Annotated in this window: 13 protein-coding genes and 1 pseudogene; 6 read left to right on the plus strand and 8 right to left on the minus strand. The window is 61.0% G+C overall.

All coding sequences use genetic code 11. The features are described 5' to 3' along the window. Window positions 1–298: pseudogene (locus tag HJB91_RS18640) on the minus strand (universal stress protein); the annotation flags it as partial. A gap of 186 nt (window positions 299–484) precedes the next feature. Here HJB91_RS18640 and HJB91_RS18645 point away from each other — a divergent pair. After that, window positions 485–784 carry a hypothetical protein gene (locus tag HJB91_RS18645; RefSeq protein ID WP_210633409.1) on the plus strand — a complete coding sequence of 100 codons (300 nt, stop codon included), beginning with the start codon at window positions 485–487 and terminating at the stop codon, window positions 782–784. A 9-nt stretch (window positions 785–793) separates the two neighbouring features. Here HJB91_RS18645 and HJB91_RS18650 read toward each other — a convergent pair whose 3' ends face one another. Further along, window positions 794–1,165, minus strand: coding sequence for a hypothetical protein (locus HJB91_RS18650; RefSeq protein WP_210633410.1), 372 nt, complete (start codon window positions 1,163–1,165; stop codon window positions 794–796). 237 nt (window positions 1,166–1,402) lie between these two features. On the opposite strand from HJB91_RS18650, the gene HJB91_RS18655 reads away from it, so the two are divergent. Beyond that, complete coding sequence (locus tag HJB91_RS18655; RefSeq protein WP_221147270.1) at window positions 1,403–2,659, plus strand: DUF4010 domain-containing protein; 1,257 nt, start codon at window positions 1,403–1,405, stop codon at window positions 2,657–2,659. A 104-nt stretch (window positions 2,660–2,763) separates the two neighbouring features. Here HJB91_RS18655 and HJB91_RS18660 read toward each other — a convergent pair whose 3' ends face one another. From HJB91_RS18660 to HJB91_RS18670, 3 genes are all read right to left on the minus strand, one after another. Further along, on the minus strand, window positions 2,764–3,024 hold the full coding sequence (locus HJB91_RS18660) for a hypothetical protein (RefSeq protein WP_221147269.1): 261 nt from the start codon (window positions 3,022–3,024) through the stop codon (window positions 2,764–2,766). A 142-nt stretch (window positions 3,025–3,166) separates the two neighbouring features. Beyond that, complete coding sequence (locus tag HJB91_RS18665; RefSeq protein ID WP_210633413.1) at window positions 3,167–3,751, minus strand: cysteine hydrolase family protein; 585 nt, start codon at window positions 3,749–3,751, stop codon at window positions 3,167–3,169. A 77-nt stretch (window positions 3,752–3,828) separates the two neighbouring features. Beyond that, entirely contained in the window at window positions 3,829–6,198 is a 2,370-nt protein-coding gene (locus HJB91_RS18670) for a bifunctional diguanylate cyclase/phosphodiesterase (protein ID WP_221155690.1), read from the minus strand. 118 nt (window positions 6,199–6,316) lie between these two features. Here HJB91_RS18670 and HJB91_RS18675 point away from each other — a divergent pair, with 118 nt between their 5' ends. Further along, complete coding sequence (locus HJB91_RS18675; RefSeq protein WP_210633415.1) at window positions 6,317–7,123, plus strand: transporter substrate-binding domain-containing protein; 807 nt, start codon at window positions 6,317–6,319, stop codon at window positions 7,121–7,123. Between the two features lie 101 nt (window positions 7,124–7,224). On the opposite strand, the gene fdhA is transcribed toward HJB91_RS18675, so the two are convergent. Further along, entirely contained in the window at window positions 7,225–8,415 is a 1,191-nt protein-coding gene (gene fdhA, locus HJB91_RS18680; RefSeq protein ID WP_020922845.1) for a formaldehyde dehydrogenase, glutathione-independent, read from the minus strand. Window positions 8,416–9,132: 717 nt separating this feature from the next. On the opposite strand from fdhA, the gene HJB91_RS18685 reads away from it, so the two are divergent. Further along, window positions 9,133–9,570: a hypothetical protein gene (locus tag HJB91_RS18685; protein ID WP_210633416.1), complete on the plus strand. Its 438-nt coding sequence runs from the start codon at window positions 9,133–9,135 to the stop codon at window positions 9,568–9,570. 149 nt (window positions 9,571–9,719) lie between these two features. Here HJB91_RS18685 and HJB91_RS18690 read toward each other — a convergent pair whose 3' ends face one another. After that, window positions 9,720–10,616: a DMT family transporter gene (locus HJB91_RS18690; RefSeq protein ID WP_210633417.1), complete on the minus strand. Its 897-nt coding sequence runs from the start codon at window positions 10,614–10,616 to the stop codon at window positions 9,720–9,722. Between the two features lie 112 nt (window positions 10,617–10,728). On the opposite strand from HJB91_RS18690, the gene HJB91_RS18695 reads away from it, so the two are divergent. Next, window positions 10,729–11,604, plus strand: a complete 876-nt coding sequence (locus HJB91_RS18695) for a LysR substrate-binding domain-containing protein (RefSeq protein ID WP_221147272.1) — start codon at window positions 10,729–10,731, stop codon at window positions 11,602–11,604. On the opposite strand, the gene HJB91_RS18700 is transcribed toward HJB91_RS18695, so the two are convergent. Then, window positions 11,579–12,571: a GlxA family transcriptional regulator gene (locus HJB91_RS18700; RefSeq protein WP_210633418.1), complete on the minus strand. Its 993-nt coding sequence runs from the start codon at window positions 12,569–12,571 to the stop codon at window positions 11,579–11,581. The genes HJB91_RS18695 and HJB91_RS18700 overlap by 26 nt on opposite strands. 104 nt (window positions 12,572–12,675) lie before the next feature. Between HJB91_RS18700 and HJB91_RS18705 the strand changes: the two genes are divergently transcribed. Continuing rightward, window positions 12,676–13,578: a 3-keto-5-aminohexanoate cleavage protein gene (locus HJB91_RS18705; RefSeq protein WP_221155691.1), complete on the plus strand. Its 903-nt coding sequence runs from the start codon at window positions 12,676–12,678 to the stop codon at window positions 13,576–13,578. Window positions 13,579–13,581 lie beyond the last annotated feature (3 nt).

Raw genomic sequence — 13,581 nt, forward strand, 5'->3', positions numbered from 1 at the left:
CTTCGTCGGCCCATGCGAATTCCGTGTAGACGTCCTGGACTTCGTAGGAGATCTCGCTTCGGTCGAGAATATCCTTGATCTCCGCAGCCTTGTCGGAGAGCGCGTCGATCTCGCGCTGGCGTTCCTCAAGCCAGACAGAAGAGATGGTGTTATAATTACCGATCGTTGGTGCAGTTCCCAAGGAGATCACCAGCGCATTCAAATGCGCGCCATGGGCGCTGCAGAAGTCGATTGCGGTTTTGAGATCTTCCTCGAACTGATGAACGCTGAGGATGCTGAGTACCGTCCTGATGGTCATGTCGATATACCTCTCTGGTTGGATAGGAAAAGGATAGTCACCATCGCCCCGGGTTCCTTGACCTTCGTCAAAGCGATATCGATTTCCGCCCTGTAGGCTGCTTCTCGATTGACAGGCGTGGCCGTGGACGTCCCGATCGCGGAATTCGGAGAGGTGCAGGGCCTGTCATCGGTTAGGAGGCCGTAAATGCTGTCGACGGAACGAGACTTCAAACGGGGCGGCGAGCGGTTGCCCATTCCTTCACAAGGTGAAGTCGAAGGCAAGCTTCTCATGTTCGAAGCGATTGCCGTCACCTGTTTGCAGGAGCTTGTCGCCAAAACGGAATCGCGCCTGGTCCCGAGGCTTCGCCGGAGACTTATCCGTAATCTGAAGGAGCGGTGCGCCCCATTGAAGCTTTGCGCGGATGACGAAAAGGCAGCAGAGGAGTTCGCGCTCCAACTGTTGAACGCAGCCCTGGAAAAAGCAGAAGACGAGATAGCGGGCTGAGCGGACGCCTCAAGCGCAGGTTCGAGCGCCCAAGTCCTTGACCGTCTCATCCGCCAGTTTGCGCACGACCTTTGCGGAGACCACCCCCATTTTCGAGGAGATCCCGGCCAGTCGCGCGGTCTCTCGAGGCGCCTCGGCCAAGGCATTCTGTGCAAAGTCGGCCACGACCTCGAACGTATCGTTCAGTTCGGCACTTTCGGCGAGGTCGTCCAGGAAGGTCTCGTAAAGTTGAAGCCGACGCCGGAATGAAGTCAGTAGTTCGATCTGACAACGCAGCATCATCCGCGACGCCTCGATGTTCAGTCTGTAGGCGGCGAGGAAAAGATTTCTAGCAGAAGCAGGCAGCGCCTGCTCCGGTATCAAAAGCGCGTTATCGACCATGGCGGAATCCTCTCGTCTCGTTCAAGATTATCGTCGCGGCGAAAGATCTCGTTGATCTACATCAAGCGGACTCTGCTCACTGCAACGGCACAATCAGATGGGGTGATTGAGCAATCGCAATGACCGGGCCGCATGGGTGTGGATGGCTTCCAGGAACAGGGAGAGGGAAATGCATGCTCATGGCATATCGGGCAGAAGATCTCCGGGAGGCGGCGCCGACAAAAACTGGACCTTCGGATGATGACTTCATTGGTGACGGCTGATGCATTCCAGCGCCTCAGTCTTGCACTTGCGATCGGCATACTCGTCGGCATCGAACGTGGATGGCAAGAACGCGAGGCCCCGCCGGGCAAGAGAGTGGCGGGTATCCGGACCTATGGCCTCTCGAGTTTCCTCGGCGGCTTTTGCGGCTTCCTGCAACCTATTGCGGGGCCGATCCTGCCGACGGCCATCTTCGTATTCTTTTGCATCACGATCCTTGTCTTCAGCCGCATGCAGGCGCTGCGGGAGGGTGACTACAGCGCAACCGGCGCCATTGCCGCGATCACGGTGTTCGCGCTCGGTTTCGGAGCCGTCGTTGCAGATATGACGACGATCGCGGCGAGCGCGGTCGCAATGACGGCACTTCTGGCGGCGCGGGAGCCACTGCACGGATTTCTGCGGAAATTGACCTGGCTCGAGTTGAGAGCCGCCCTGATCTTGTTGACGATGACCGTCGTCATTCTTCCAATTCTTCCCAATGAGGCGGTCGATCCCTGGCAAATGATCAACCCCTTCGAGCTGTGGATGCTGACCATATTCGTGGGGGCGGTTTCATTTGTGGGCTATGTCATGATCCGGCTCACCGACGCCAGAGCCGGACTGCTCCTGACGGGCGCCTGTGGGGGTATCGTTTCCTCGACGGCCTTGACCCTTTCCTTTGCCCGACAGTCCAAGCAGATTCCCGCGCTCTCGCCGCTGCTTTCAGCCGGAGCGATGATGGCGGGGGCGGTATCCCTGAGCCGGGTGCTTTTGATTTGCGGTGTCATCGCACCGGCGGTGATGGCGGAGCTTGCGGCATTGCTCGGCCCGGGTGCGGCGGCGCTTGCCATCGGCGGTGGCTTGGCCGGCTTGTCGCCGCGCGCCGGTGACAGTCCCGACTTTTCACCTAAAAATCCGCTGGAGGTGAACGTCGTCCTGCGCTTTGCTCTTCTTCTTGCCACCGTCACCATCGTGACGCGGGCGGCTTTGGAATTCTTCGGAACCCAGTCGCTGGGGGTGGTCGCCTTCATCACAGGGCTGGGCGATCTCGATGCGATAACGCTTTCGATCGCGAAGCTCCCGAACCTGCCGGCGGATGCGGCTGCACAAGCCATAGCGGTTGCTGCCTTCGCCAATCTTCTTGCGAAAACAGCGCTTGCAGCAAGCGCGGGAAGCCTTGGCTATGCGGTTCGGCTCGCCATGGTGAGCGGTATCGCGGTGCTCGCCGGTGCCGCCGGCTCGTTCCTGACGTAGGCGGATGATCTCGCCGTTGGCGATGATGCTTGGCGTTCGATCGCGTTGGATCTGACGCGCCGCTTCCTATGCGAGCCTCACCACGTCAGGGAGGCGAGCGGCACTCATGCGACAAGGTCGGCTGCATGAATTCTGATGCGCCCATCGCGCTCGAAATCGCCGCGATCGAATTTCGCGCAGGCAATCCGGCTGAAAAGGCCGATGTTTTCCTGAAGCCGGCTTTCGTCGCAACGCGGCGGCTGGGCAACCTCCAGAAGGGCCTCCCTGTCGATAACGACCATCTGGTTCGTGCCGCCCGCATCCATAACCAGCAGGGCTTCCTCGCCGGACGACTTCATCATTCCACTGATCAGCTTCAAAGACATTGCTTATCTCCGGACCGGTTGATCTCGCAAACCTGCCACAACACGCGCTGCCGGGCTCCTCGGACAGGCTGCCCGGAAAACGTATGCCGGCGCGGAAAGACCAGCCTTGATACACATCAATAAAGATCGCGGAAAAGGCTTCTCAGCCAAGGCCGCTCAAGAATTCATCGGTTTCCATGAGCTCCAGCTGCACGGAAAAGCGGTCGTGCAGAAGTTCCAGCGATGCGTCATAGGTGTCGTCGGCGCTGCTGCAGACGGCGTCCTTCAGCATGATGACACGATAGCCGAGATCGATGGCGCCGAGCGTAGCGGCAAGCACGCAGACGTCCGTTTCCCCACCGGTAATCACAAGGGTGTCGACGCGTTCCGATTGCAGGATGTTATGAAGGCGGCCGTCGATCCAGGGGGAATAGGTGCGTTTGTCGAAATATCTTGCCGGCGGAACATGCGAGGCGAGCGAGGAAGCCAGTTCGACGAGGCCACGCGGAAGATGTTCGCCTGTCATCATCCACCATTTCCGGTAATAATCGCGCCATTTTCCCGGCATCGCGTCCGCATGCTGGGGTGGCACGAAACGGGTGAAGATCGTTCGGGCTGGATAGCGGCCGGCGAGTTCCTCGATCTGAGGGGAGATCCGGGCCATCCATGGAACGTGCCATGGCGTGTCTTCGGCAAACATCCGCTGCATGTCGACGCAAAGGTGCCGCCACTCGCCGATCTCGCCCATCGCATCCTCCGTTCGTCTTTGGGCGCGAACCGCTGCCCGGAGCGAAAGTTCCCGACGGCCGGAAGATCAGGAGATGGTCAGGCAATGGCTCCTGGAACGATCGTCCGTAAGGCGGCGCTGCTTCCGGGTTTGCCGAAGCAGTCGAGTTCGCGAAGCGGAACCGGTTTGGAGAAGAAGTAGCCCTGGAGGTCGGTGCAGCCGAGGGCGGCCAGAAAGTCCCTTTGATATTCGGTTTCGACCCCTTCGGCCGTCGTCGAAATGCCGAGGTTGCGGCTGAGCGTGACGATGGCGCCGATGATGGCCGCGCCGTTGGCTTTTGCGCCCAGCTGGGAAACGAAGGAACGATCGATCTTGATGCGGTCTATGTCGAAGCGGACAAGATGGCTGAGGCACGAAAAGCCGGTCCCAAAATCATCCAGCGAAATCTGAACTCCGCGGCCGCGCAGTGATTTCAGGACCGAATAGACATCCGAGCTATCCTCGATCAGCGAGGACTCGGTGAGTTCGAGCTCCAGGCGAGACGGCGGCAAGCCGGTCTCTTCAAGCACGGCGAAGACCTCCTCGGCGAAGTTGGGCCTTCTCAGTTGGGAGGGAGACACATTCACCGCCACAAAGGTGTCTCCAGGCCACTTGCAGGCAGCCCTGCAGGCTTCGCGCAGCACCCAGACACCGAGGGCATCGATGAGGCCCCCTTCCTCGGCCGCAGGGATGAAGCTGGCAGGCGTCAACAGTCCGCGCTGATTATGACGCCAGCGCACGAGAGCCTCCGCGCCAGACGCGGAGTATCCGCCCTCGGCGCGATGCACTGTCTGGTAGTAGACCTCGAGCGACCCGAAGTCCGGTCTGTTGCCGATTGGACCGGGTTGTGGAGCACCAGCCGACAAGGCCGCGCTCTTCGCCAGAACATCCCGCAATTCGTTCTTGAGGACGTCGCGCGCATTCCTGCCGCCGTCCATGGATGGCGAGTAGACGCGCCACTGACCTCTTCCGCCCACCTTAGCCTCATAGAGCGCGACATCGGCATAACGCATGAGATCGTCGGCATTGCGCCCGGCATCCGGCACGACGGTGACGCCGATCGAGCCGCCGACCCGGGCGACCGCTTCGCCCCTCAAAAGCGGGAAGGGTTTGCCGAGTTCGGCAACGATCGCTTCGCAAATGGACGGCAAGAGTTGATCATCTCTGATGTTCCGGAGAAGCAGGGCAAACTCGTCCCCGCCGAGCCGGGCAAGCGTGTCGTCCGGACGAAGCAACGCATGGATCCGCTCCGCAGCCATTCTGATGAGTTCGTCGCCGGCAGCATGCCCGAAGGTGTCGTTCACCGCCTTGAAGCGGTCGAGGTCGAGAAGCGCCACGGCCGACCGCTCGGCAGAATTGCGTGTATCGGCCAGGCACGCCTCGAACCGCATCGCGAACAAGGCGCGGTTGGGAAGGCCGGTCAGCACGTCGTGCAAGGCGAGCTGCCTGGCGTGCAACTCGCTTCTCTTCAATTCGCCGAGACTGCTTCGCAGGCGCACGAGCAGAACCGAAAACAGGACCGCTATCACCAGGGCGGCGATCGAAAGCGCCGGCATCAAGCGGCCGATCACTCTCGAACCAGGAAGATCAGGCCGCCATACGATAAAGCCAATCGGTTCGCCGTTTGCCGTTGCGTCGATCTGGAACGCAACCTCGTTTTCATCCGCGTCGGCCGTTCGCGCGAAGCGCGCGCCGTTGAGGCCTTGCTGCCGGCTCAACTCGTCGAGCGCCGCGCCGTCGAGAAACCGCACGACGATCAGGAATTGCCGCATCGGCTGTGGTTGCCCCTCGGCCGCTTCGTTGACGGCAACGACGCCCACGATCGTCGGCCGGCCTTCGAGCCGCATCAGATTGGCCAGTGCATGGTTCGAGCGGGCGGTGTTGGCCGCTCGACTTTCCAATGATGATGAGGTCCGTTCGCTGGAAGCGGTGCCGTGGTTCGCCGTCAGGCGCGCGTCTTTAAGGAGAGGCAGAAAGAGCGGTCTCATCCAGCGATAGCGCTTTTCGGTTTCGCCGTCGGTCAGCATGATCAGCTGCGCCTTGTCATCGACGACGAAGGCCTGGTCATAGCCGAATGCCGACATCGCAGTGTGGCTGATCGCACTCCCGGCCGCCGCCGTGAGAACGGTATCGAGGCTGGAGGAAACTCCGGCTGCCCGTGAGGCCGGATAAACGCCGGAGAGGTAGCCATTGCCGAACTGGCCGATGACATGCGCGACTTGATCGACCTGTTCCCTGAGGCGCGCATTGACAAGCTGGCGTTGTCGATCAAGGGCTGCCGCATCGCTCTCGGTTCCCGCCCAGAGTGCGGAAAGCACGACCAGTCCGATCGCTCCGAGTCCGCTGACAGCGATCAGGAATAGAATTCTCCCTGAAGCGATCCAGGATTGCTGAAACGAATTGGAGCTGGAAGGGACAACGATGTGCAAGCCTAAACCCCTGAACCCACCACGGGCGCATTCGTGGACGGTAACAAACAAGCGTTCACGTAGAATTAAAGGCTGGGGCGCACTATGGCGGAGACTACGTCACAAGGAGTTTCCGACGATGTTGCGTCTATCCTTTCGGACTATACTGCGCGCAGCGCTCATGGCGGGCGGTTTGGTCGTCCTTCTTGCCGCCACCTCGCCGCTGCAGCTGGCGGCGCAAGATCGTACGCCTCTGAGAGTTGCGGTCGAAGGTGCATTTCCGCCCTTCAATTACCTTGATGCAAATAACCAGCTGCAAGGCTTCGACATCGATATTGCCAATGCCCTTTGCGACGCCGGCAAGTTCGAATGCCGGTTCGTCATCGAAAAATGGGACGACATGATCCCCGATCTCGTCGCCGGCAAATACGACGCGATCATCTCGTCCATGTCGATGAGCCTGGAGCGCCGCCAGAAAGTCGCTTTTACCGAGCAATATTACACCAGCCCGTCGGTGTTCATCGCCCGCAAGGACTCGCCGATCAACGACGTCAGCCCTGCCGCCCTCAGCGGCAAAAGGCTCGGGGTGACATCGTCCACGGCGCAGGAATCCTATGCCAACCACCTCTATCCGGAGTTGAAGAAGACGGTTTTCCGGTCTTCGCCGGAATTATACAAAGGTCTGTCGGACGGGCGCGTCGACATCATCCTTGAGGATAAGCTTGCCATTTATGACTGGATCGCCAACACGAAGGCGGGAACCTGCTGCGAATTCAAGGGACCGGATCTGGTCGACGTCACCTATTTCGGCGAAGGTGCGGGGATCGCCTTGCGCCTGGATGACAAGGAGCGTCTTGCGCGCCTGAACGAGGCCTTGAAGGCCATCAAGGCCGACGGGACCTACGACATGATCAACGCCAAGTATTTCCCGTTCAGCATCCAGTAGTTCTGCCGTAAACCTCTGGCAATCGATCGGTTCAGACCGTTACGGCGCCGCGCCTGCGAAGATAGGCGCGGCGCCGTAAATCTTGTCTTCAGGCCTTGGCGTCAGGCGGCTTTCGCGACCTCTCCATGCGGATCGAGGACATACTTCGTTGCCGCGCCATGGTCGAAACTTTCATATCCAGCGGCGGCATCGTCGAGCGGGATGACCTTGGCGTTGACGATGTCGGCGATCGGCAACCGGTCGTGGAGGATCGCCTGCATGAGCTGGCGATTATATTTGAGCACCGGAGTCTGTCCGGTGTGGAAGGACTGCGCCTTGGCCCAGCCGAGACCGAAGCGAAGCGAGAGATTGCCGTGCTTGGCGGCATTGTCGACGGCGCCCGGATCCTCGGTGACGTAGAGGCCGGGGATGCCGATCGAGCCTGCGGCGCGGGTGATCTCCATCATCTGGTTGAGCACGATCGCCGGCTGTTCCCCGCCGGAATGGCCACGTGCCTCGAAGCCGACCGCGTCGATCGCGCTGTCAACCTCGTTGCTGCCGACGACCTCGGCAATCATGTCGCCGAGACGATCGCTCTTGGAAAGATCGATGGGTTCGAAACCAACCTTCGCGGCATGCGCCAGGCGATCCTTGTTGAAATCGCCGATCATGACGACGGCGGCACCGAGGATGCGAGCCGAAGCCGCAGCCGCTAACCCGACAGGACCGGCACCGGCGACATAGACGGTCGAGCCGACGCCGACGCCCGCGCGCACTGCGCCATGAAAGCCGGTGGGCAGAATGTCGGAAAGCATGGTGAGATCGCGGATCTTTGCCATCGCCTTGTCGCGATCTGGAATTTTCAGCAGGTTGAAATCGGCATAGGGAATGGTGACGTAGCGGGCCTGTCCGCCGATCCAGCCCCCCATGTCGACATAACCGTAAGCGCCGCCGGCGCGCGCCGGGTTCACCGTCAGGCAGACGCCGGTATCCTGGGATTTGCAGCAGCGGCAACGGCCGCAGGCGACGTTGAAGGGCACCGAAACGATATCGCCGATTTCGAGCATCTCGACGTCAACGCCTTTCTCGATGATTTCGCCGGTGATTTCATGGCCGAGGATCAGGCCCGGCATTGCCGTCGTGCGGCCGCGGACCATGTGCTGATCGGAGCCGCAGATATTGGTGGAGATAACCTTCAGGATCACGCCGTGCTCGATGCGGCGGCCATCGGGCGCTTCCAGCTTCGGATCGTCGATATCGCGGACTTCGACCTTTCCCGGCCGGAGATAGACGACGCCTCTATTCTTGCTCATGGATTCCTCCCATGTGTTGAATGCCTCGAACTGCAACCAATGCAGTCGACGACAACTATTCCTCCGGCCTGCCTCCTCTGCAGTCCGGTATTCAGATCGCCGCATCGGGCGATATTTCGAATTTCGCAGATAGGCGGGGACAGGCGGGATCGAGGAGAGAGTGAGCACGATAGGTCTGGCCTGTCGTTCCGATCGTCATATCCCGCCGCAATCCAGAGATCTGCTGCGCAAAGAGCTGGTTCGGGCTCCAGAACCTCCTTTCGATCCGTCTCGATCTGCGGATGTCAATCCAGCGACCGCTTTCAGGACTTCAGTTCTACCACCGCTACGGGGCAGCGCGCCGGCGGCTGGCCAGCCTCGCATGTTCATGTCGCCAGCTTAAGAGGCAGCGCCGTGAACATGACCAGAAAACCATGCCTGATCGAAAACGGCGCCCAAAAAAACGACATGAGTGACACTCAAGGCGACAGTCCGCCAAGTCGCAACGGCTTCCAGCGGAAACGATAGATTGACCTCGCGAATACGGCAGTTTTCCGGATCGCTCCGGATGATAGGATCGCAACCGTCGGGCTTCCCCTGCTAAACTCGTGGCACCTGTAATCACATCTTTTGGCCCGCGGCAGATGTCGTTTTCAATCGTGATTGGACTTCGGCTGTGACCTGAGCGAGGCTGTTTTTGGGAGCGGACCATCTATTTTTCCGGGATAGGAGGCCGAAATGGAACAGCATGCACTCGAGCAGTTGAAAACGATCGCGAAGGTCAGCACGACCTATAATCGCCTTGAAATGACGAGGCGCGAACGGCTTGAACGGTGGGCCGACAGTCTGGAACGCAGCCCCAGGCCGTTTCTCAAGACGCTTCACGAAACCGAGTATCAGCCGATTGCAGATCGGCTTGCGTTGCGGGATGACGACACTCCGATCTCTGTTGCGTTCGCTGATCCCATTCTGCGGGCGGCAGGAATGGAGAATGACAGCTATGGAGAAGCCAGGCGGTTCTTCGAACTCAGCGATGAGCAATTGCACGACCTGGTCTGCTTTTGTCATTTCGGGGAACGCGTCAGCGCTGCAACACTAGCTCGCCGCGTACGAAAGATGGCGGCTCACAAACCAGGCGGGTTTTTCGCTCAGCTTCGTGCGTTCTTTGGTAATTGAGGCCAAGGCCACCTGGAGCTGCAAAGGGCTAGCCGTGCCGCCGGGTGGAACGGCCGCCACGGCAATCGCTTGGTCGCTCATCGGCGCATGAGCGAACACTGCCTAACCCGTCGCGTCAGTGGACTGGAGGATAGGCGGCAGCTAGCCGCCTACGGCCGGCGGTCCCGGTTGAAGTCGACCGCCGTGTGCCAGAACACGGCGCCGATGATGATTGCGCCACCGAAATAGGTGGCGATCGGCGGCTGCTCGGAAAACAACAGCCATACCCAGAAGGGCGTCAGCACGATTTCCATCGTGCCGATCAGCGCCGCCTCCGCCGGCGGCATCCGCTTTGCCCCGGCAAGGAAGAGCACCAGTGCCAGCGAGAAGTTGGTCGCGCCGAAGGCGGCAAGGACGATCCAGTTGTGCAGATCGAGCGAGCCGACCGAGCCGAAGGGCGCGAAGATGACGAGAGTGAGGAAAGCGCTGACGACGGTTGGCGGCAGGCTCGGCACATCGGGGCTGATGCGCGGAATGATGATGACGAGCGCGAAGGAGGCCGTCATGCCGAGCGCCAGCAGGTCCCCCCAGCCCGTGCCGCCGCCGATCGACGAAGCGACGATGATGCCGACGCCGAAGAGGGAAACGGCGCCGGCAATCATCGTCCGCCTGGCCACTCTCTCCTTGAGGATGAGCCAGCCGAACAGCGCCGCGATGAAGGGCGTCGTCGCATAGATCATCGTCACATTGGCGACGGTGGTCATGTAAAGCGCCCCGATGAAGCATCCCTGACTGAAGGTCTGGCATGCGATCATTGCAAGTCCCGACGGATGGAAGACAGAGCGCCATTGCCGCCGCGAGATGCCCCCTTCGAGGAAAAGGCAGGGGATCAGCAGGAACAGGCCTCCGAACAACGACCGCCAGGCGATCGCCGTCCACACGTCGGTGGTCAGGAGCCGCGAGTAAACACCGCTCGCGCTCCAGGCAAGGGTCGCGGCAATGATGAGAAGCACACCCTTCTCGTGCTCGCTGCCTGCGAGGTCTCTGGCCGGATTTTCAATGGTCACGCGGATGGTCTCAATGAAGGAAGTCGAACGGCGCCCATTTCTGCGCCAGCAATTGACATTAGACAAACGAATAGTAGTGATGGCTATCATCGAGTTTTTCTATGGCTTGCCAATGCACGAGGCTATCGAAAGCGACCTTCTCAGAACCTTTTTGGTCGTGGCCGAGACGTCGAACTTCTCCGCGGCCGCGCAGCGAATCGGGCGCACGCAATCGGCCGTCAGCACCCAGATCAAGAGGCTCGAGGCGGCGATCGGCGAGCCCCTCTTCGAGCGCGGCGCCCGCGGCGTGCAACTCACGCGCCCGGGTATACAGCTCGTGCCCTATGCCCGCAGGGTCATCGATCTGCTGAACGAGGCCGCCGCGACGATCCGCAGCAAGCCGCTGGACGGGCCAGTGCGCATCGGAATTCCCGAGGAATACAGCCAGACGGTTCTGCCCGCGGCGCTTGCGGCTTTCGCTGTGCGTCACCCGGCCGTCGAGGTCACTGTCTCCTGTGATTATACGTCGCGCAACCTTGCCGCTCTGGAGCGGGACGAACTCGATCTGGCCGTCGTTTTCGACTGGAGCGACCAGACGAAAGGTGAGGTCATCTGCATCGATCCCACAGTCTGGGTCACCTCGATGGTCCACCGGCTGCACGATCTCGACCCCCTCCCCATTGCGACCTATCGCAACTCCACCTGGTCACGTGATTTTGCGCTCCGGTCGCTGGAGCAGATCGGCCGCAACTACCGCATCGCTTTCATCGCCGATACGGGATCGGGACTGAAGAATGCGCTGACCGCGGGCCTTGCCGTGACAACACTTTCCCGCAGCAGCATCCCGCCCGGCTGCCGGGAGCTGACCGCCGAAGATGGTTTCCCGCCAGTTGATTCCTCAAAGGTCGTGCTCCGCCGCAGCACCTACCGTTCCACCGAAGCCATCCGCGAGCTCGCCGAGATGATCCGGGACGCGTTCCAGCCTACGTCGCCGCTGCCGATGGCGTGATGCGGCGGCGCAGGCGGCGCCGGGTCTCGGACGGGCTTTCGGAGAAACTCGCCCGGTAGCTTCTGGCAAAGGCCGAGGCCGAATTGAAGCCGGTTGCCGCCGCGATGTCGGCGAAGGAGGCAGTCGTCTCGATCACCTTGCGGCGCGCCGCGTTCAGGCGCAGCGCGAGATAATGCACATGCGGCGGCACGCCGATGCTCTGCTGGAAGAGATCCTGCAGATGCCGGGCGCTGATGCCCACCCTTCGGGCGATCCGCGCCAGGATCAGAGGCTGCTCGATATGTTCTTCCATAAGCCGCACCGCCTGCGCCACGCGGGGATCGTGCATGCGCAATCCTGGCGAGGCGGCGGAAAGCGGCTCTTCGGCATGAAAGGAGGGCTGCTCGTAGCGGAACAGCCGGCTGACTTCGAGCGCCAGCGAATAACCTTGGCGCTGCCGGATGATCTCCAGCATCAGGTCGACGGTCGGAAGCGAGCCTGATGTCGTCAGCCGCTTGCCGTCGATGACGAAACGATCCTTGACGGCCCGCACCTCCGGATAGGCGAGCGCAAAATCCTCGTAATCCTCCCAATGGACGGTCGCCGGCAATCCGTCGAGCAGGCTTGCTTCGGCCAGCAGCCATGTGCCGGATTCGATGCCGGCGATGACCGTGCGGTGGCGGGCGGCCTGCGAGAGCTGCATCTTCAGCGCCGGCGTTGCGCTTTGGTGCCAGTTGTAACTGGCCAGCACGAAAAGCGGCGTCTCCTCGCTCGTTGCCCTGAAGGTGCCTTGGGCCGGAATGGCGATATGGCTGGTGGTCGGGACCGGCGCCCCGTCCGGCGTCAGCAGCCGCCAGCGATAGAGTTCGCTGCCGGAGATGCGATTGGCGCCGCGCAGCGGCTCGATGACCGACGCGATCAGGATCAGGTTGGTATCCGGCAGGACGAGAAGGTCGATATCGAGCCGTTCCGTTGATCGCTGCAGCAAGGCCACCTCCATGAGTTCTGATAATGTATCAAGATCTTCTGAAAGTGCAAAGCATCCTCCTCGATGCTGTCGCGTAATGGAGACAAGACTGGGAGAACAAAAACATGCCTCTAGCGATGAACCGCGATGTCTTCGTCACCTGCGCCGTCACCGGTGCCGGCGATACGATTTCCAGATCCAGCCACGTTCCCATCACTCCCAAGCAGATCGCGGATTCCGCGATCGACGCCGCCAAGGCTGGGGCGGCCGTTGTTCACTGCCATGTCCGCGATCCGGAAACGGGGGCGGCCAGCCGCCGCAACGATCTCTACAAAGAGGTCACCGACCGCATCCGTTCGGCCGATGTCGACGTCGTCCTCAATCTCACTGCCGGCATGGGCGGGGACCTGATCTTCGGCGATGTCGAAAGCCCCCTTCCCCTCAATGCGAGGGGTACTGACATGGCGGGCGCCAGCGAGCGCGTCAGCCATGTCGCCGAGTGCCTGCCGGAGATCTGCACGCTCGACTGCGGCACGATGAACTTCAACCTCGGCGACTATGTCATGACCAACACGCCGACCATGCTGCGGGCGATGGCAAGCAAGATGACGGCTCTTGGCGTGCGGCCCGAAATCGAAGCCTTCGACACCGGCCACCTCTGGTTCGCCAAGCAGCTCGCCGAGGAGGGGCTGATCGAAGACCCGGTGCTGATCCAGCTCTGCATGGGCATTCCATGGGGCGCGCCTGACGATCTCAACACCTTCATGGCGATGGCCAATAATGTGCCCGAAAGCTGGACCTTCTCGGCCTTTTCGATCGGCCGCAACGCCATGGCCTATCCGGCTGCGGCGGTTCTTGCCGGCGGCAATGTGCGTGTTGGCCTGGAGGACAATCTCTTCATCGGCAAGGGCCAGCTCGCCACCAATGCGCAGCTCGTCGAAAAGGCGGTGCAGGTGGTGGAAGGCATGGGCGCGCGGATCATCGGTCCGGAAGATGTCCGCAAGAAGCTGAAATTGACGAAACGCTGAGGA

The sequence above is a fragment of the Rhizobium sp. NLR10b genome (assembly GCF_019685435.1).
Lineage (GTDB): Bacteria > Pseudomonadota > Alphaproteobacteria > Rhizobiales > Rhizobiaceae > Rhizobium.